This is a genomic window from Pseudomonas sp. CMR5c (assembly GCF_003850545.1).
Taxonomy (GTDB): domain Bacteria; phylum Pseudomonadota; class Gammaproteobacteria; order Pseudomonadales; family Pseudomonadaceae; genus Aquipseudomonas; species Aquipseudomonas piscis.
In genome coordinates, this window is the sequence record NZ_CP027705.1 from 4,029,681 (window position 1) to 4,049,371 (window position 19,691).

Genomic DNA, 19,691 nt, shown 5'->3' on the forward strand with positions numbered 1-19,691 from the left:
TCGGTGTCCATCAAGGAAAGGGTCATGGGGTCGAAGGCCAGCATTGCCACGCCGGCTCGCCATGGCTGGCCAGCAGCCGGGTCAGGTGGCGCAGTACCTCGGCCTGCTGCTGGCGCAGGTAGAAATGCCCGCCGGGAAAAGTCTGGAAATCCGTAACCTCGCGGCTGGTCTCGGCCCAGGCATAGGCCTCGTCATGATCCACCTCGCGATCCTGGGCGCCGAGGCATACGCTCAGCGGCAGGTCGAGGGTCCGGCTGGCATCGCCGCGATAGGACTCGATCAACCGGTAGTCGTTACGCAAGGCCGGCAGGTACAACTCGCGCAGGGTCGGGTCGTCCAGGAGCGACGGCTGGCCATCGGACAAGCGCCGCACATCCGCCAGCAACCCGGCATCCGGACCCAGGTGCAGCTCGCTGCGGCGCTGGCGATGGGGTGCCGGATGGGCCGAAACGATCAAGCGCTGCGGCGCCGAGCCCTGTTGCTGCAAGCGCAGCGCGACCTCGAAGGCCAGGGCCGCGCCCATGCTGTGGCCGAACAGCACCAATGGCCGGTCTGCCAGATCCGAGAGCGCCCGGGTGATGGTGCCGGCCATCCACTCCAGGCTGCCGGGCCAGGTTTCCCCGAGGCGCTCCTCGCGCCCCGGGTATTGCACACTGATCAGCTCGATATCCGCCGGCAGTTGGCCGCGCCAATCGTTGAAGAAACTCGCACTACCTCCAGCATGGGGCAGGCAAACCAGCCGACAGCGTGGCGGTCGCGACTGCGGATAACGACGCAGCCAGGCACTGGGGGCCTTCCTCACAGCACACCCTCCTCTACTTCCAGGGTCGATATCGGTCGGGCGGCAAGATCGCCCGCAAGGCTGACCCGGGTATCCGGCAGCCAACGGCGCACCTGCTCCAGGCACGCGGCGGCATCCAGCACCCGGGCCGCGTAGTACAGGCCCTCGGGCAAACGGTCCCAATGCAGGGCACAGAAAGCCGCGACGCTGCCGGTCAGGCGCGAGCCATCACTGGCCCGCAACCAGGCGCTGGCCTGGTGCTGGCGACCGTCGCACAGACCGTCGATCTCCACCGCCAGCACCTGGTAAGGCTGGCGTCCCGCCACATCCAGGGCACTGGCCTGGACCAGCGCGGCGATATTCCGGGGCGAGTGCCGCGACTCCGGAGCCGAGCCCTGGATCCGCCGCAACGCGGCCGCCAGCTGCCCACCCTCGAACAGGTTGAAACCCTGGCCATGCCCGACCTCGAGATCGGCGAACAGGCGCTGCTGCTCGGTACTCAGGTAGGGATAGGCCTGCACCCCCGCCACCGGCAGCCACTCACGCTCCAGCCACTGCTCGGCGGGAGCGGTGCTGCGCAGCAGCCGTCCCGCCGACCAGGCCATCTGCGCCTGGCCGAAACCATTGCCCAGGCTCAGCAGGAAGTCCTCGGCCGCGGTACTGGACAAGCGCCCCAGGCCGCCGGCATAGCAGCGCATGGCATCGATGCGCTGGAACGAGCGGGCCGGCAGTTGGGCGAACAGCCCGGAGAGCCCCGGCAGCATGCCCGCCGATACCAGCACCCGGCGCCCTGCCGGCAACTGGCCCGCCAGCCGTTCGTAGAGCGGATCATCACCGCCGACGTCCAGGTAGTCGGCACCGGCGGCCAATGCCGCCCGGGCGACCCGATCGAGAATCCGATAGCTGGGGCCGGCGCAGTTGATCACCAACCCGCAACCCGAGCAGAACGCCGCCAGGCTCGATTCGTCCCATAGATCCAGCGGACGGACTTCTGCCCGTCCGCCCAGTTGCCGGTTCAGCTGTTCGGCCTGTTGCCGATCACGGCCGCCCAGGCGCAAGCGCCCGCTGTCGGCCAGCAGCAGGGCCACCTGGCGGCCGACACTGCCGTAGGCGCCCACCAGGCCAATGCTCATCCCGCTCATGCCGCCACCTCGGCGCCGAAGGCCCGGGCCACGGCCTGTACCTGGGGACTCTGCATGCAACTGAAGTGATCGCCCGGCACATCCACCACCCGTAGCTGCCCCTGGCACAGCGCCTGCCAGTAGGCGCTCATGTCCCGGTGCATGCCCGGCAGCACCTGCACCTCGCCGCTCTGGCGAATGAACAACATGTCGCCCTGGTATGGCGTGGCCTCGTGCAAGGCCACCGCCGCCAGGCTATGGCGTAGTACCTGCAACTGTTCACGCAGCCAGCCCAAGTCGCTCAACTGCGAGCCAGCATGGCGCATGGCCTCGGCGATCGCCTGCAGGCGTTGCTCCTGGGTCTTCTGCGCCAGGCGCCGCAGGCAGGCCAGGGCCGGTGCGCACTGGGCATCGTCCGCCAGGGCCAGTAGCGACCCCTGGGGCACCCGCCCCGGAGTCTGCGCCAGCACCCGGGCGATGGTCCGTTCCATGGCCTGCTCGTCGGCCGGATACCCCAGTTCCAGTGGATCGGCCTGCATCACTCGGGCGAAGACATACTCGGCCAGCAAGTCGTCCTCGATCATGAATGGCACCCGGTAGCTGCTGATCACGCTCAGTTGCAGCACCTCGATCGACCGCGCCGCCAGGCACGCCGCAAGCTCCGTGGCCAGCAAGCCGCCGAGGCAGTAGCCGACGATGCTCACCTGGCGCCGGCCCTCGGCCTGCAAGGTATCGGCATAACGCTCCGCCAACTGGCGAATGGCGGTGGCCGGCTCCAGTGCCAGGTAACCCGGCACATCGTTGAGCACCAGGCCCTCCAGCGGCACTTGTTCGCCCAGGGCGGCGAACAGCGCGCGATACGGCGCCAGCGTGCCGCTACCGTCGTGGACGAAGATCCGCGCCGGTCCCTGGGCCTTGTCGCTGATGCGTACCAGCGGCGAATCGCCGTCCACGCCCTGTCCACGCAAGTAGTCGGCCAAGGCCGCCACGGTGGGCTGGTTGATCAATTGGCGCAGCAGGTCGCTCCAGGGCAATTGCCGGGCCTGGGGCAAGGCTTCACGCAAGCGACCCACCACCTGTGCCACCAGCAGCGAGTCGCCACCGAGTTCGAAGAAACCCTGCTCGCGGCCCACCGCCGGAACCCGCAACAGCGTCTGCCAGACCTGGGCGATACTGCGCTCCAGGTCATCCACGGGCGCCGCACCACTATTGACCTGCTGCTCGGGGCCAGCTACGCCGATGCGGGCCAGGGCCTGGCGATCGACCTTGCCATTGGCGGTCAGGGGCATCTCGTCGAGGATCTGCCAATCCGCTGGAATCATGTAGTCCGGCAGGCACTGGGCCAGGTGCGCACGCAGTGACTCGGGCTGAAGATCGTGGCGCTCGCTCTTGAACCGGGTGATGAACAGGTGCTGGCCGATTTCCGACATCGCCTCCTCGGCCTTGGGCAAGCACAGCGCAGGCTCGCCCCCGGCTTCCAGCAGCAGTTGCTGCCATTGCTCGCGGCGGATGAATGTGGTGTCCAGCTCGGCACGGAAGTCCTCGAAGGCCGTCAAGCCCTCCTTGAACTCCATGGACGCCATGATCTGGTAAGTGTCGCGGGTGGCCTCGATGAAGATCAGCCAGCCACCGGGGGCGAGCATCTCCCGCAACCGCGCCAGTACCCGGCTGGCATGCCGCGAGTTGTGCAGGACATTGGCGCACAGGATCACGTCCAGCGAGTTGGACGCCACGCCCTGGGCCCAATGGTCCTGGTTGAGGTCGAACAGCCCATAGCTGACCCAGGGATAGGCAGCGAAATGCTCCCGCGCTTCGTTGAGGAAGAACTGCGACAGGTCGGTGAACTGGTAGTCCACCGGCAGGCCGTCCAGGGCCGGGATCAGGTCGGCGCTGGTACCTCCGACCCCCGCGCCGATCTCCAGCAGGCGCAGGCGCTGGCCAGCCGGATGCTGGCGGATGATTTCCTGCACTGCAGCGCACACCGCCTGGTTCAGGTATTGGCTGATGAGGTTCTTGCGGTACGCCCCCTCGGCGGTATCGGTACGGCCTTCGGGGAACAGCAGGTGCAGCGGATCGAGCTGGTCGCTCATCAGCGCCGGCAGTTGCTCCTGGCTTTCGCGCAGGTAGCGCAAGACCTCGCCACCCCAGCCCACCGACGGCTCCAGGGCCTCGATGCGCTGCCACTGGCGGCGGTACTCCTCACGCTCGACCAGCAGGTTCGAGTAACGCCCGGTTTGCCGGTCATGGCTGATCAGGCCTTCACGGACCAGGGCCTGCAACCAGCGGCGGATCAGCCGCTGGTTGCGTGGCGCGACCTCGCAGACCTGCAACACCTGGTCCAGGTCATGCTCCTGTCCCGGTTCCTCGAACAACCCCGGGCGCTGCAGCGCCAGGCCCATGGACAGCAACGCGGCACGCTCGACGCAGGCCGACATATCACTGACCTGGGCATCGCTCAGGTGTCCGCGTACCGCTTGCGCGGCGGCCTGGGTCCTGGCCTCCAGCTCCTGCGGCCAAGCCAGCGGCATGTCCCGCAGGCTGGCCCGCAGGCAGGCTTGCAGGCGACGGTCGAAAGCCCCCTCGCCGGCTGCCACCACCACCGCCGACTCCACATGGGGGTGGCTCAGCAGCGCGCTTTCCACTTCCGCCAGCTCGATGCGATGGCCACGGACCTTGACCTGGAAGTCCTCACGTCCGAGGAACTCGATCAAGCCATCATCCAGGTAGCGCCCCAGGTCGCCGGTGCGGTACAGCCGCTCACCGCTGCGCGGATGTTCGATGAAGCGCTCGGCGGTTTTCTCGGCGTCCCCCAGGTACCCCATGGCCAGGCCGTCGCCGGCGATGTACAGCTCGCCGGCTACCCCTTGCGGCCGATCGCGGCCCTGCTCGTCGAGGATCATGAAACGCTGGTTGGCCAGCGGCGTGCCGTAGGGAATGCTGCGCCAGTGCGGGGCGACCTGGGTGATCGGGTAATAGATCGACCAGATCGCCGCCTCGGTGGCGCCCCCCAGGCTGACCAGGCGCAATTGCGGTAGCAGTTGCGCGGTTTCGGCCGGCAGGTTCAGGGCGATCCAGTCCCCCGAGAGCAACGCCAGGCGCAACGAAGGCGCAGCCATGGACGGTACCGCTTGCAGGTAGTGGGTGAGCATCTGCAACTGCGCCGGCACCGAGTTCCACAGGGTCACGCCGTGCTCCCGGGCACATTCGGCCCAGTGCGAAGGGTCAGCCCGGCGTTGCGGGTCCGGCAGCACCAGGGCACCTCCCACTGCCAGCAGGCCGAAGATGTCGTAGACCGACAGGTCGAAGCCCAGGCTGGCCAGGGCCAGCACTCGGTCGTCGGCATCGATGGCGAAACGCTGGTTGATGTCGACGATGGTATTGAGCGCCGCCTGGTGGCTGATCATCACGCCCTTGGGCACCCCGGTGGAACCGGAGGTGTAGATCACATAGGCCAGTTGCAGAGGGTCGACGGCCAACGCCGGCAGTGGCTGGCGGGCCGCCAACGGGCCCTGGTCGACCTGGATCAACTGGGTCACCCGCGCTGGCCAGCACAGCGTATCGGCGAGCCAGGACTGGCTGAGCACGCGGCTGACCTGGGCGTTGTCCAGGATCAGCTCGCGCCGGGCCTCGGGCTGGTTGGTATCCAGGGGCAGGTAGGCCGCCCCGGCCCGCAGGATCCCCAGCACCGCGATCACCTGCTCCAGCCCCTTGTCCATGCACACCGCGACCCGCTCCCCGGGTTGGCAACCGGCGTCCAGCAGGGCCTCGGCCACCGCCTCGGCACGCCCGGCCAGTTCGCCATAACTCAATTGCCCGGCGCCCTGGATCAGCGCCACCCGCTGCGGGGCGGCTGCCGCCTGGCGCCAGAACGGCTCGTGCAGCAAGCCGGCGGGCAGCGGCTGGGCAGTCTGGTTCACCAGTTCCCGTTGCAAACGCTGGGCCGCCGGCAGTTCCAGACAGTCCTCCAGAGTCCAGGCCGAGGGCTCTCGCGCCAGGCGCTTGAGCAAACGTTCGAAGGTGTCGAACAAGGCATCGAGCAACTCGGCGCTGAATACCCCTTCGCGGATGTCCCAATTGATCGCCAGGCCGTTATCACGCTCGCTGACCTGGCAATCGATCAGCACCTGTGGCGTCTGGCTGATACCGAAGACCAGCTCGGCGCCGGGCATGAAGGCCCCGCCGCCACTCTCGCCACCGGCCCCCAGGGTACTGGTGAAGGCATAGGGCATCAGCGCCGCGTCCTGGCCCTTGCGCCGCGCCAGCTCGCGCAACACCTCGATGCCCGAGCACAGGCGATGGTCCATGTCCTGCCACAGGCGTTCCTGCAACTGCTGGCTGCGCTGGCCGAAGCTGCCACCCTGCAGGGTCTGCACTTCCAGCAATTCCACCGAGCTGAAGTCGCCCACCAGGCGGTCCACCTGGGGATGCAGCGACAGCCGATTGAGCAGGGTCAGGCTCAGGCAGAAGTGCCCGCGCCGGCTCCAACGGCCCAGGGTCTCGGCATAGGCCGAGAGGATCGCAGCCGATACCCCGACCCCGGCCGTCGCCGCGTTCAGGCGCAAGGCATTGCAATCGCGCTGTTCCAGGCTCATGGCCCGACGCAGGAAGCGCGGCCCGCTGGGCGCCCCCAGCAACGGTAGTTCCGGAGCTCCCGGCAAGCCGTCGACCCGTGCCCACCAGTACTCGCGATCGCGCTGGTAGCGCGCTTGCTCACGCAAGCGACGTTCACCCAGCACGTAGTCGCGGAAGCTGATCGGCGCCGGCGCCGGCAGCGCCTCGCCACGGTACAGCTGCTGCAATTCGGCCAACAGCATGCGCACGCTCTGATAGTCGCAGACCAAGAGGTCGACCGACAGGTGCAGGCGCGCGGTGTCACGGCCCTGGCTGACGCACAGTTCGATCAGCGGCCACTGCTGGGGGCTGGCCCGGCGTAGCTCCATGCGCTCGCGCAGGGCTTGCAAGGCGCTGCCGTCATCTTCGCGCAGGTCGTGGCGCACGACGGCGTAATGTGGCACCTGGGGCAGGATGCGCTGGTAGCCCTCCTCCGCGACCACCGCGCGCAGCATGTCGTGGCGCACGATCAGCTGGTTCCAGGCCTGTTCCAGGCGTGCCGGGTCCAGCTCCTGCCGAGCGAACTCCAGGTAGCCATGGCAGGCCACGCCGCCATAGCTGAACGCCGTGGTACGCCCCAGCAAGTAGGCGGCTTGCACATCGGTCAGCGGGAAGGGTTCGTCCCGCGCGGCCAGGTCGGCCTCCAGGGTCGGCAGCTGCGCCGCTTGCAACAGTTGCAGCAGCCCATCCTTGTGCTCGCGCAGTTGCCCCAGGCGCGCTTCATCCATGACCCCAGCCGGGGCCCGGTAGCGCAGGCGCCCCTGTTCTTCCCAGAGTTCCACGCCCAGTTGTTGCAGGTCCTGTTGCAGTTGTTCCAGCGTCATAGCACGCCCTCCACCATTGCGTTCTGATTGACGGGCCGCTGTTCCCGGCGCGAGGCGAGCAACTGCCCCTGCAGGGCCACGGTGGCCGCGTTGAAAAAGTCCTTGAGCGACAGCTCCACCTGGAACTGCCGCGCGATACGTTCGATCAACCGGGCCGCCAGCAGGCTATTGCCGCCCAGGGCGAAGAAGCCCTGGTGCCGGCCCACCCGCGGCACTTGCAGAATTTCTTGCCAGAGCGCCGCCAGGGCTTGTTCCCACTCGCCCTGCGGAGCCTCGCCGCCCTGGGGCAGGGCTCCCTGGCGCTGCTCTTGCAGCAGCCACGCCAGGGCCGCGCGATCGACCTTGCCGTTGCTGCTCAGGGGCAGTTCGTCCAGGGTCAGCCAGCTATCGGGCAGCATGTGCTCGGGCAACCACTGCCCCAGCCACTGGCGCAGGGCCTGGTGGTCGGGCAGTGGCGCCACGCCAACCAGCACCGCCGCCAATTGCGGCTCGGCACCGGGCAGCACCAGGCTCAATGCCCGGCTGATGGCCGGGTGGCGCTCCAGGGCCACGTCGATTTCCGCCAGCTCGATGCGAAAGCCGCGGACCTTGACCTGATGGTCCATGCGCCCGAGGAATTCCAGGGTGCCGTCGGCCCAGTAACGACCCTGGTCGCCGGTGCGGTACCAGCGCCCACCGTCATGCTCGACGAAACGCTGGGCCGTGAGGCTTGCCAGGCCGCGGTAGCCAGCTGCGACCCCGGCGCCACCGATCCACAACTCGCCTGGCACCCAGTCAGGACAGTCGCGCCCCTGCGAGTCCACCACCCGGAAGCACTGGTTCGCCAGGGGTCGGCCATAAGGGATCGAACGCCAGTGCCCGGGTACCTCGTCCACTTCTTGCAGGTTCGACCAGATCGCAGCTTCGGTGGCCCCGCCCAGGGCGGCGAAACGCACCGCCGGCCCGGCCGCTTCGCGCAGGCGCCGCGGCAGATCGAGGCCGACCCAGTCACCGGAGACCATGGCCAGGCGCAGCCCCGCCAGCTCGCCGGGGCTGCGCACTTGCAGGGTCAGCATGTCGAGCAATGCCGGCACCGAGTTCCATAGGCTCACGCCATGCTCACGCACCAGGCGCAGCCACTCCCGGGGCTCCTTGCGCAGGCTATCGGCCGGCAGCACCAGCGCGCCGCCGACACTCAGCAGGCCGAAGAGGTCGTACACCGAGAGGTCGAAATCCAGGGCCGAGACCCCGAGCACCCGATCTTGCGGACCCACCTGGTAATGGCGGTTGAGCGCCTGGATAGTGTTCATCGCCGCCTCATGACTCAGCTCCACGCCCTTGGGCTCGCCGGTGGTGCCCGAGGTGAAGATCACGTAGGCCAGGGCCTGCGGCGCCATGACCAGTGGCTGCGCCAGGGCCGGCGCCACCCGGGCCTGGGCCAGGGTCACCACGCGCAGCTCGGCAAGCCAGATGCCACCGTCGCGATGGGCGTCGTCGGTGATCACCACTCGGGCCCCGGCCCGCTGGTAGATCATGTCTCGCCGGGCCGGCGGCTGCTCGATGCCCACCGGCACATAGACCGCGCCAGCCGCGAGGATGCCCAGCACGGCGATCACCTGTGCACGCCCCTTGGGCAGGGTGATGGCCACCGTGTCGCCCGGTCGCACCTCCCACGCCACCAGGGCGCCGGCCAGCTGCAGGGCCTGGCGGGCCAGCTCGGCATAGCTCAGGCTGCCCTGGTCGCAAACCAGTGCCAGGCGCTCGGGATGCTCTTGCGCCTGCTGGAAGAACCCCTGGTGCAGCAGCTGCGCCGGGGTGGCGTGCAGGCAAGCATTGGCCGCCTTGCGCACCTGCTGCTGGGCAGCCGGCAGAGGCAAGGGCGCCACCTGTTGCCAGTCGTTGGCACACAGCCACAACAACAGGCCGCGATAGGCGTCGAACATCTGCTCCAGCAGGTTTTCGGGGAACAGCTCCTGCACCGCGTCCCAGTTCAACAACAGGCCATCGGCCTGGGGGTAGCTCTGGTGATCCAGCCAGACCTGGGGCGTCTGCGACAGGGCCCAGCCCGGCTCACCCAGTTGCTCGCGGCAGGTCTGGTCGACGAACGCCGGCCCCAGGTTGCAGGCGAACACCACCGGCGCGCCCTGGCCTGTGCCCTGGCGCAACCGCGCGCGCTCGCGCAGCACCTCGACTCCGGGCCAGGCGCTGTGGGCGATGTCCTGGTGCAACTGGGCCTGCAAGGCCAGGGCCTGCTGGCAGAAATCCCGGGGTTGGCGCAGGTCCACTTCCAGCAGCACCAGGTTGGAGAAGTCCGCCAGCAAGTGCGGTACGCAGGGATGCAGTTCCTGGCGGTTGAACAGCGGCACGTTGAGCACGAAATGCGGATTGGCGCTCCAGCGGCCCAGTACCTGGGCATAGGCGCAGGCCAGGACGCTGGCCAGGGTCAGCCCATACTGGCGCGCACGTTGTTCCAGACTCTGCAACTGAGCGTGGTCCAGGCGCATGGCCAGGCGTTGGAACCTTGGCCGCTCCACTTGCTGCGGCTCACGGGCCAGGGGCAATTGGGGGCCGTCCGGCAACTGCTCCAGGCGCGGCTGCCAGTAGTCCCGGGCGGCGGCCAGTTGCGGCGCACGCAGGGCCTGCTCGGCCCGCAGGTAACGGGCGAAATCCCACTCCAGCGCCGGCAGTTGCTGCTCCTGGCCGGCATGGATCAGCGCCAGGTCCCGTAGCAGGATGCCGATGCTCAGCACGTCGGCCACCAACAGATCGATGTTCAAGTGCAAGCGACTGCGGCCTTCGGGCAGCAGGCTCAACTGCACATCGAATACCTCGCCACGGCTGACTTCCAGGCAGCGATGGGACAACTGCTGGCGAATCCGCTCCAGGGCCTCGGCCGTGGCCACGCACGAGGCCTCGCGCAGGTCGTGGACGGTCAAGCCGCGCCAGGGGCTGGCGGGCAGGATGCGCTGGCAGGTGTCGCTGACAAAGCAGGCCCGCAGCATCGGATGGCGCTGGCACAGGCGCCGCAGGGACTGCTCCAGGCGCTCGGGATCGAGCCCTTGGCCGTCCAGCTCCTGGTACAGGTGGCAACCGACGCCACCCAGGGGCATACCGGGATCGCGGCCGAACCAGTAGGCCTGCTGCAGCGGCGTCAGGCCGAAATCGCCGTCGACCTGGCTGCCTGGCTCATCCGGGCACGGGGCCACCGCGCCACGCCGTGCCTGGATCAGCGCCCACCAGGCGTCCAGGGTCGGGCGTTCGATCAACTCGGCGAAGCCAAGGTTCACGCCCTCGGCAGCCAGCAGCGCCGGCAAGCGCATGATGCTCACCGAGTCCAGGCCCTGCTCGATCAGCGACACCCGCGCCTCAAGATCCTCGGGCTCGTAGTTCAACAGTCGTGCAATGCCCTCGCAGAGTCCTTGGGGTGAATGACTCAGGCCGGCATCCGCTGGGTGGGCGCGGGCCAGTGCTGGGTTATCGGTCATGGGGGACGGTCCTTTGGGGTACGGAAGGGATAGGCCGCAAGCGCCAGCGATTGATCGCCTCGCGCTCGTGGAACAGGTCGCGATAACGGCCGGGGGCCGCCATCAGCTGGTTATGGTTGCCGCGCTGGACCAGGCGCCCCTGGTCCAGTAGCAGGATCTGCCCGGCGCCGGGCGCCAGGGTCGGCTTGTGGGTCACCAGCACCACGCTGTGCTTGCGCGCCAGCTGCAGCAGGGTGCGGTTGACCCGCGCCTCGCTGATGGCATCCAGGGCCGCCGTGGGTTCGTCCAGCAGGATCAGCCCCGCGTCCTTGAGCAGCACCCGGGCCAGGGCCAGGCACTGGCGCTCGCCACCGGAGAGGCTGACACCGCCCTCGCCCACCAGGGTTTGCCAGCCCTGGGGCAAGCGCTGGGCCAGGCGATCCAGGCCGGTGGCCTGGGCCGCCGCCAACAGTTCACTGTCACTGGCCTCGGGGCGGCCCAGGCGCAGGTTGTCCCGCAGGCTGGCGGCCAGTGGCGGGCAGTCCTGGAACATCAGGGCAATGGAGGCATCGCGCTGGGCGCTCGATATCTGCCGCAAATCGACGCCACCAAGCAGGATCGCGCCGCTGCTGACATCACTGAAGCGCGCCAGCAAGCGCAACAGGCTGGACTTGCCGGAGCCCGAGGGGCCCACCACCAAGGTCAGCGAGCCGGGTGCCAGCTCGAAGCTGATGTCCTGCAACAACGTCCGCCCCTGGCGTACCAGTCCCAGGTCGCGAACCTGCAGGTGCGCATCGCTGGGCACCTGGGGTCGCTCGGGCTCGGGTAATGCCGGCAATTGCAGCAGCTCGCGCAGGCGTTCCAGGCCGTGGCGGGTCTGGCGCAAGGTGGTGCCCAGGTTGACCAGCGCGCCCATGGGCTCCACCAGGCAGGTGGCGAGTATCGCCAGGGCCAGGTATTGCACGGCGCCCAGGCTGCCACCGAGCACCGCGTACAAACCGCTCAGCAAGACCCCGGTGTAGCCAGCCTGCAACGCCACCGCCACCCCCAGGGCCGCCGGGAAGGTGCGCCAATGGGCCCGGCGCTGGGCCTCTCGCTGCTGTTGCAGGGCCACGGCCAACAGGCCGAATTCCTCGCCATTGCACCCGCTGGCGCGCAGCAATGGCTGCTGGCGCAGGAACTCCAGGACCCGTGCCGCCGCCTCGTTGGCCGCCGCTTCGCTGAGCCGTTCGGCCTGCCCGCCCCAGCGCACGCCCCAGTGATAGAACAGCAGCAACAAGGGCACGCTGGCCAAGGCCGCCAGGGCCATGTCGGGGTCGTAGAAGAACAGCGCCACCAGCAATGCCAGGGGCGTGAGCAAGGCATTGGCCATGGGCTGCAACAGATGCGCCGGAGTGCTCATGATCTGCAGCACGGTATGGGTCACCAGGCGATTGAGCTCGGCGCCCCGCTGCTCGACGAACCACTCCAGGGGCAAGCGTGCCAATTGCTCTCCGATGCGCAGGTTCAATGATTGCGCCGCGGCGCCACCGGCGCGATAGCCGGCCAGCTGCGCATACCGGCGCAGGACCAGGCATAGGGTCGCCAACCCGGCGAAGAGCCCGGCCCAGCACCAGGACGCGGCACCGGCCGCGGCCTCGAAGACACTGGCGAAGGCCATGGGCAGCAAGGCCAGTGCCGCGCCCTGGGCCAAGGCACTACCGGCCACCGCCACCAGGGCCCGGCGCAACAGGCCGGCTTCCCCGGGCTGCACGCTGCGTAGCAAGGCACGGATCATGACTGCCCCCCGCTCGTCGGCGTGGCGCAGAACTGTTCGGCGGCCCAGAGTCCGGCATACACCCCCTGCCTCTGGAGCAACGCCTGGTGGCGACCGCACTCCACCAATTCTCCAGCTTGCAATACGACGATCTGGTCGGCGTCCTGGATGCTGCTCAGGCGATGGGCGATCACCAGCACGGTGCGCCCCGCGGCCAATTGCGACAGCGCCTGCTGGATCGCCGCCTCGGACTCCGGATCGCTGGCTGCGGTGGCCTCGTCGAGCACCAGGATCGGCGCCTGGCTGAGCATCGCCCGGGCGATCCCCAGGCGCTGGACCTCGCCACCAGACAACTGCACGTGGCCATCGAGCAGGGTGTGGTAACCCTCGGCCAAGCTGCTGATACGCGAGTGGATCTGCGCCGCCCGTGCTGCTGCCTCGACTTGCTCCAGGCTGGCCTCGGGCCGCCCCAGGCGCAGGTTGTCCAGGACGCTGGCGCGCAATAGGCGCACCTCCTGGAAGACAAAGGCCACCTGGCGATACAGGGTCGCACTGTCCATGTCCCGCAGGTCGACCCCACCGATGCGGATCGCCCCGTCGCTGACGTCGGCGAAGCGGGCGAGCAAGGTGGCCAGGGTGGACTTGCCGGCCCCGGAGTCGCCCACCAGGGCGGTCAGGGTGCCGGGTTGCAGTTGCAGGTCGATGCCCCGCAAAACCCGGGTGCCGTCGGGGTAGCTGAAGTCCACTGCATCGAAGGTCACCCGGTGCCCTTGGGGCTCCAGGGAAAAGGCTGGCTGGACCAGTACCGGAGTGGCCAGCACCGCGGCGATCCGCTGCGCCGCCGCCCGGCCCTGGACCAGCGAATCGGCGCCATGCCCCAGAGCCGCCACCGGTGCCGCCAGCGCGGGGCCCAGCAAGGCGAACGGCAGCAACTGCACGGCCGGCAGCCAACCGGCAGCCACCAGCGGCACTCCGGCCACCAGCACCAGCGCCAGCACCAGCAGCGGTGACAACAGCACCTCGACACTGGCCCCCAGGGCGGCCCAGCGCTCCACCCACTCGGAGAAGAAGCGCCCGAAACCGCGTACCGCGCTGGCGAAGTCCTCCTGCACCCGCTCCACCCGACCGAATGACTTGACCATGGCGATGCCCTGGACGAAGTTCAGGGTCGCGGTGGACAGAGCCCCCAAGGCACTGCCCAGGCGCTGGCGCTCCTCGCGGTAATCCGTGCTGCGCATGGCGCGCAGGCGCCACAGGGCGAACAGCGGCGGCAACAGCACCACCAAGGTCATGGCCAGGTTGACGCTCAGCAGGTAGGCCAGGCTGGCAAGGGGTACCACCAGGGCCGCCACCAGGTTGTTGGGCAGGTGCGCCACCAGCTGGTGCATGGCGCCAACATCGTCCAGCAGCGCCCGTTCGGCGGTTTCCCGCTGGCGACCGAACCAGGCCAGGGGCACCCGCGACAGGTGCGCGGCGATGCGTTGGCGCAGCTGGCGCTGCAGGTCGCTGTCGGCCAGGTGGCTGATCTGCAGCGCCGCCGCCAGTCCCAGCAGGCGCAGGAGCAAAGCCCCGGCACCGGCCAGCAACCAGAAGCGCGCCTGCTCCAGATCCAGCTCGCCGGCCAGGAGCAACGGCGCCAGCTGGGCCACGGCAATCAACGGCAACAAGCCCACCAGCGCGGCGCTTGCCTGCAGCGCCATCGCCGCCAGCAAGCGCCCACGCACTGGGCGCAGGAGGTCGGACAGTCCTTGTCGATCAGCCACGGCTAGCACTTCCCTCCAGCAACTCGGCCCGATCACCGAAATACAGGGCCTGGATCGCCTCGCGCAGGTGCTTGCGGCTGACCTTGCCAACCCCGGTCTGGGGAAACGCCGGAATGAACTCGAAGCGATCCGGCAGCTTGAACGCCGCCAACCCCTGGCTCCGCAGGTGGCGAAGCAAGGCCGGGGCCCGGGGCGCCGGGCCGCGGGGAATGACGAAGGCGCAGGTACGCTCGCCCAGGAAGGCATCGGGCATGGCCACCAGGGCCACATCGGCCACGGCCGGATGACTGAGCAGCAGGTTCTCCACCTCCTCGGCGGCGATCTTCTCCCCTCCGCGGTTGATCAGGTCCTTGTCTCGCCCCTCCACCACCAGGTAGCCGTCGGCGGTCAGCAGCACGCGATCGCCGGTGCGATAGAAACCATCGGCGGTGAAGGCCTGGGCATTGTGTTCGGGATAGCGGTAGTAGCCGCGAATGGTATAGGGGCCGCGGGTCAGCAACTGGCCCACCTGGCCGGCCTCCACAGGCTGGTCTTGTTCATCCACCACGCGGATCTCGTCCGCCGGCGACAACGGTCGGCCCTGGGTATGCAGCACCCGCTGCGGCGGATCCTGGGGGTCGGTGTAGCAGATCAGGCCTTCGGCCATGCCGAACACCTGTTGCAAACGGCACCCCAGCACGGGCTCCACACGCCGGGCTGCCTCGAAGCTGAGCCGGGCACCACCCACTTGCAACAGTTGCAAGTGGGGCACGCCCCGGCCACGGGCCTGGGCCGCCTCCAGCCAGACCAGCGCCAGCGGCGGCACCAGGGCGGTATGGGTCACCGCCTCGCGCTCGATCAGCTCGAAGCAGACCTCCGGACTCGGCGAAGTGCTCAGCACCACTCGCCCCCCCACCGACAAGGTGCCGATGAAGCCCGGGCAGCACATGGGGAAGTTATGCGCCATGGGCAACACCGCCAGGTACACGCTGGCACTGGTAAAACCGCAGCGCTCGACACTGGCGCGCAGGTTGTAGACATATTCCTGGTGCCGGCGCGGGATCAGCTTGGGGATCCCGGTAGACCCACCGGACAGTTGGAAGCACGCCACTGCCTCAGGGCTGGGGGACGGCAGCGCCAGGGTCGGATTCTCGTCGTAGAGCCCGCGCAAGGCGGTGAACTCCTCGGCCTCGCCAGCGACGATCACCCATTCCAGGTGCGGGTTGGAGGCTTTGAGCTCGCGGGCCATGACCCGGTAATCGAAGCCGGCATCCTGATCGGCGCACAGGTAGGCCCGGGCCTGGGCGAACTCGCAGAAGCGCCCGATCTCCAGCTGGCGGTGGGCCGGCAAGGCGAAGATCGGCCGCACGCCGAGGCGGTACAGGGCAAAGCAGACCTCGACGAAAGCCATACTGTTGGGCAATTGCAGCACCACGTTGTCACCGGCTCGCAGGCCCAGGCGGTACAGCCCGTTGGCCAGTTGATCAACCCGCAGGTCCAGCTGGCGATAGCTCAGGCGCTGTTCACCGGCGGTCAGCGCCTCACGCTCGGCGAAAGCCCGGGCGGCCTCGCGCAGCAAGTCGCCGAAGGTCTCTTCGCGCCAGTAGCCGTCTTGGCGATAACGTTCGGCGAAGGCTTCGGGCCAAGCGGGGCAATCCTGCTGATCATCGAAAGTGGACATGCTGTCTCCTGGTTTTCTTGAGGCAAAAGGCGGCCATGGACCTGGAATTCCAGACCCGAGGGAAATGCGAAAAAAGGGAGCGTCAGTGGCGGCGGGAACCAGGCCTCGCCGGCTGGGCTATGGTGGTACTGCGCAAGGATTCGTCCATGGAGCTGAGTGCCTGGGAATGAGAGTGATTATTAATAGGCAATTTCCTGGGCCGGGCAATTGCCAGGACATTCGTTTGCGCGGCTTTTTCTTTTGATTGAGCCACGCCCCACCGGCAAAGCCTTGCGGGTGAGCTCTCGAAAGCTAAAGGATAATCATTCTTAATTACAGATCAGAAATTTCCTGCTAGCTTATGGCCTCTTTTCTGGTCCACAGGGAGTTCGCCATGCTCAGCCGCCAAGCTGCGCCGCAGCCTGTCAAAAAGGATTTCACTCTGCACTTTCCCAATTCCCGGCAGGATGACGCCGCTACCGTGGTGCCGGAGATCACCCTTTCCACCGGGACCGTGTTGATGGAAAGCCAGATGTGGATGCAGGAATCACTCTGGCAGGGCCTGAAGATCATCCTGGTGCTCAGTGGCCAGCTCAATTGCCGGGTCGAAGGCCAGCCGGAGGTGGAGATCCGCGGCCCGACCCTGTGCGCCGTGGCCAACCAGGGCGAGCACTGCGGCGACCACCTGTTCGCCAGGGGTGTGCCGGTGCGCTACACCACGGTGCAGCTGGACTTCCCCTCGATCCGCAACGTCGGCCTGGAGCCGGAGCGCCTGCTGGACCAGCGTGGCGGCGGGCCTATGCTGTTCTGCCAACCGGCCAGCAAACCCCTGCTGGCCCTGGCGCAGCAGATCGTCACCTGCCCGTTGCAAGGCCCCACCCGCTCCTTCTACTTGGGCGGCAAGGCCCTGGAACTGACCGCCCTGGGGGTCGAGGGCATCCTCGCCCATGCCGAATCCCGACCATTGCAGGACAGCCCCTGCAGCTCGGCGGACATCGAGCGTATCCACGCCGCCCGCGACCTGCTGCTCAATTCGTTGCCGGCCTCGCCCTCGCTCTCCGAGCTGTCGCGCCAGGTGGGCCTCAACCCGCGCAAACTCACCGCCGGCTTTCGCCAGGTGTTCGGCACCAGCGTCTACGCCTACCTGCAGGAGCAGCGCCTGGGCGAAGCTTATCGCTTGCTGGCCAGCGGCGAGACCAACGTGTCCAGCGCCGCCTACCGGGTCGGCTACAGCCCCGCGCATTTCTCCACGGCGTTTCGCAAGCGCTTCGGGGTTTCCCCCAAATCCCTGCGCTGACTGTCGCGCCCGCTACACCGGGCGCCCAGTGCTGAACATCGCCTGATCCTCGTCCCCACTCGTCGTTAGTGCCCGCGGGTTTGCACCGGCCCCATCCCGGCTGTGCCAACGGGTACCGCAAACGAAAGAAAAGATCGCTGCAGCCAAAGTTTTAGCCAGCAGACAACGCTCACTAATGAGATACGTTTGCATTCTCATTTAATCCCCATCACGGAGTTAAGCATGGGCACCCGCGTTGCGCACCGAAATACCCCAGGTTGGCCAGTCGAGCATGTGGTCGCGCGTCCCCCGTCCAGCCGCGGTTCGCTGTCCTGCCTGGTCCACGGCGTGGCCCTGGGCCTGTCGCTGACCCAGGCCGCGAGCGCCCTGGCGGCAACCGCCGAGCAGGAGCAAGACCAGCCCCTGATCCTGGACACCAGCGTGATCAGCGCCAACGCCATCGACTCGCCCACCGGCCAGCAAAGTGGCTACGTGGCCAAGCGCAGTCTCAGCGGGACCAAGACCGACGCCACGCTCAGTGAAATCCCCCAGGCGATCTCCGTGGTCACCCGCGACCAGATGGACGCCCTGAAAGTGCAATCGGTGAGCGAGGCCCTGCGCTATACCGCCGGGGTCCAGGCCAATACCATTGCCGCCAGCCAGCGCTTCGACACCATTTCGATCCGTGGTTTCGACGTCACCACCGGCATGCTCCGCGATGGCCTCAAGGGCAACACCGCCCAGGCCTGGCCCAAGGTGGAAGCCTATGGCCTGGAACGTATCGACGTGCTCAAGGGCCCGGCTTCGGTGCTGTTCGGCCAGAACGCTCCCGGCGGCGTGGTCAACCAGATCAGCAAGCGGCCCCTGGATACCCCCTTCCACGAGGTGGAGATCCAGGGTGGCAGCTTCGGCCGGGCCCAGGGCCAGTTCGATTTCAGTGGCCCCCTGGACGACCAGGGCCAGTTCCTCTATCGCCTGGTCGGCCTGCAACGGGACAGCGGCACCCAGTTCGACCATATCCCCGACGACAAGCAGTTCATCGCGCCATCCTTCACCTGGAAACCCAACGAAGACACCAGCCTGACCTTGCTGGCCGACTACACCAAGGACAGCTTCGGCGCTCCACGCGTGCTCCTGCCCAGCCGTGGCACGCTGCTGGGCAACCCCAACGGCAAACTCAAGCGCAACGTGTTCCTCGACGAACCGGGGCTGGACAACGGCCGCAACCAGTACAGCCTCGGCTACCTGCTGGAACATCGCTTCAACGACGTCTGGAGCCTGAACTCCAGCGCCCGCTATGGCCACGTCAACCTGCTGACCAACACCGCCAGCGGCATGTCCCTGGCCCCCGACCTGCGAACCTTGAATCGCGCCGCCTATCGCTTTCGCATCGTTGGCGATACCTATTCGCTGGATAACAACGTCCAGGCCCGCTGGAACCTGGGCAGCACGCAGATGGTCTCGCTGCTGGGCCTGGACTACCGCCGCACCCGCGAGGATTATCACCTGCGAGGCGGCGCGGCATCGCCCATCGATATCTACCGCCCGGTACATGGCGGAGTCTTCGCGCCCGATACGCCGTTCGCCAGCACCATGCAGCGCGCCGACCAGGTCGGGGTCTATGCCCAGCAACAATTCACCTTCGACGACCACTGGGTACTCACCGTCGGCGGCCGCCAGGATCGCTCCAGCGCCCGTACCGACAACCGCCTGGAAAACACCGGCAACAAGCAGAAGGACGAGAAGTTCACCTACCGTACCGGCCTGGTGTACCTGGCGGACAACGGCCTGGCGCCCTACATCAGCTACTCCACCTCGTTCGACCCGGTGTTGGGCACCAACTTCTACGGCGCACCGTACAAGCCCACCAGCGCCAAGCAGTCTGAGGTGGGGATCAAGTACCAACCGCCGGGCATCGACAGCTACATCACCCTAGCGCTGTTCGACCTGACCCAGGAGAACGTCCAGACCGCCGATCCCGCCCAACCCTTGAACAAGCTGCAGACCGGCGAGATCAACGTTCGCGGCGTCGAGTTGGAAGGCAAGGCCAGCCTGGCCCAGGGCCTGGACCTGCTGGCGGCGCTGACCTGGAACGACGCCGAGGTGAGCAAGAGCAACAACCCACTGGAAAAGGGCAAGCGGCCCACCGACACCCCGGAAAAGATGGCCTCGCTGTGGGCTGACTACAGCCTGCCCGACGGGCCTCTGGGGGGCCTGGGGTTCGGCGCCGGGGTGCGCTACATCGGCAGCACCAAGGGCGACCCCGCCAACACCCTCAACGTGCCCTCCTACACCCTGCTCGATGCCGAGGTGCACTACGACTTCGACAAGCTGGTCCCGGCGGCCAAGGGCCTGCGCCTGGCGGTCAATGCCAACAACCTCACTGACAAGCACTACTACGAAAGCTGTTCGGTGAGCAGTTGCAGTGCCGGTTACGACCGCAGTCTCATCGCCAGCCTGCGCTACCGCTGGTAGGC

Annotated in this window: 9 protein-coding genes; 2 read left to right on the forward strand and 7 right to left on the reverse strand. The window is 67.7% G+C overall.

The genetic code is table 11. The annotated features are described in order from the left end of the window. Positions 1–22 precede the first annotated feature (22 nt). From C4K40_RS18585 to C4K40_RS18615, 7 genes are read right to left on the reverse strand one after another with little or no spacing between them, the layout of a single operon-like run. On the reverse strand, positions 23–802 hold the full coding sequence (locus tag C4K40_RS18585; protein WP_022639283.1) for a thioesterase II family protein: 780 nt from the start codon (positions 800–802) through the stop codon (positions 23–25). Then, complete coding sequence (locus C4K40_RS18590; RefSeq protein WP_256223911.1) at positions 799–1,923, reverse strand: saccharopine dehydrogenase NADP-binding domain-containing protein; 1,125 nt, start codon at positions 1,921–1,923, stop codon at positions 799–801. The genes C4K40_RS18585 and C4K40_RS18590 overlap by 4 nt, the downstream gene beginning before the upstream one ends. Continuing rightward, positions 1,920–7,337, reverse strand: coding sequence for a non-ribosomal peptide synthetase (locus tag C4K40_RS18595; protein WP_053130956.1), 5,418 nt, complete (start codon positions 7,335–7,337; stop codon positions 1,920–1,922). The genes C4K40_RS18590 and C4K40_RS18595 overlap by 4 nt, the downstream gene beginning before the upstream one ends. Next, positions 7,334–10,801 carry a non-ribosomal peptide synthetase gene (locus tag C4K40_RS18600; protein WP_053130958.1) on the reverse strand — a complete coding sequence of 1,156 codons (3,468 nt, stop codon included), beginning with the start codon at positions 10,799–10,801 and terminating at the stop codon, positions 7,334–7,336. Before C4K40_RS18600 ends, C4K40_RS18595 begins: the two co-directional genes overlap by 4 nt. Beyond that, on the reverse strand, positions 10,791–12,557 hold the full coding sequence (locus C4K40_RS18605; protein ID WP_053130960.1) for an ABC transporter ATP-binding protein: 1,767 nt from the start codon (positions 12,555–12,557) through the stop codon (positions 10,791–10,793). Before C4K40_RS18605 ends, C4K40_RS18600 begins: the two co-directional genes overlap by 11 nt. Beyond that, the gene (locus tag C4K40_RS18610; RefSeq protein WP_022639290.1) at positions 12,554–14,299 is read right to left on the reverse strand and encodes an ABC transporter ATP-binding protein; all 1,746 of its coding nucleotides are present in this window, start codon (positions 14,297–14,299) and stop codon (positions 12,554–12,556) included. The genes C4K40_RS18605 and C4K40_RS18610 overlap by 4 nt, the downstream gene beginning before the upstream one ends. After that, positions 14,292–15,959, reverse strand: coding sequence for a (2,3-dihydroxybenzoyl)adenylate synthase (locus C4K40_RS18615; protein WP_053130962.1), 1,668 nt, complete (start codon positions 15,957–15,959; stop codon positions 14,292–14,294). The genes C4K40_RS18610 and C4K40_RS18615 overlap by 8 nt, the downstream gene beginning before the upstream one ends. A gap of 373 nt (positions 15,960–16,332) precedes the next feature. Between C4K40_RS18615 and C4K40_RS18620 the strand changes: the two genes are divergently transcribed. Together C4K40_RS18620 and C4K40_RS18625 are read left to right on the forward strand one after the other, a co-directional pair. Continuing rightward, complete coding sequence (locus tag C4K40_RS18620; protein ID WP_022639292.1) at positions 16,333–17,235, forward strand: AraC family transcriptional regulator; 903 nt, start codon at positions 16,333–16,335, stop codon at positions 17,233–17,235. 222 nt (positions 17,236–17,457) lie between these two features. Beyond that, positions 17,458–19,689 carry a TonB-dependent siderophore receptor gene (locus C4K40_RS18625; protein ID WP_053130964.1) on the forward strand — a complete coding sequence of 744 codons (2,232 nt, stop codon included), beginning with the start codon at positions 17,458–17,460 and terminating at the stop codon, positions 19,687–19,689. The last annotated feature ends 2 nt before the right edge of the window (positions 19,690–19,691 follow it).

Excerpts from the sequence above, each read along its gene's own strand:
- C4K40_RS18590 (WP_256223911.1), bottom strand. The coding sequence starts at position 1,923 with ATGAGCGGGATGAGCATTGGCCTGGTGGGCGCCTACGGCAGTGTCGGC.
- C4K40_RS18595 (WP_053130956.1), bottom strand. The coding sequence starts at position 7,337 with ATGACGCTGGAACAACTGCAACAGGACCTGCAACAACTGGGCGTGGAA.
- C4K40_RS18600 (WP_053130958.1), bottom strand. The coding sequence starts at position 10,801 with ATGACCGATAACCCAGCACTGGCCCGCGCCCACCCAGCGGATGCCGGC.
- C4K40_RS18605 (WP_053130960.1), bottom strand. The coding sequence starts at position 12,557 with ATGATCCGTGCCTTGCTACGCAGCGTGCAGCCCGGGGAAGCCGGCCTG.
- C4K40_RS18615 (WP_053130962.1), bottom strand. The coding sequence starts at position 15,959 with ATGTCCACTTTCGATGATCAGCAGGATTGCCCCGCTTGGCCCGAAGCC.
- C4K40_RS18620 (WP_022639292.1), top strand. The coding sequence starts at position 16,333 with ATGCTCAGCCGCCAAGCTGCGCCGCAGCCTGTCAAAAAGGATTTCACT.
- C4K40_RS18625 (WP_053130964.1), top strand. The coding sequence starts at position 17,458 with ATGGGCACCCGCGTTGCGCACCGAAATACCCCAGGTTGGCCAGTCGAG.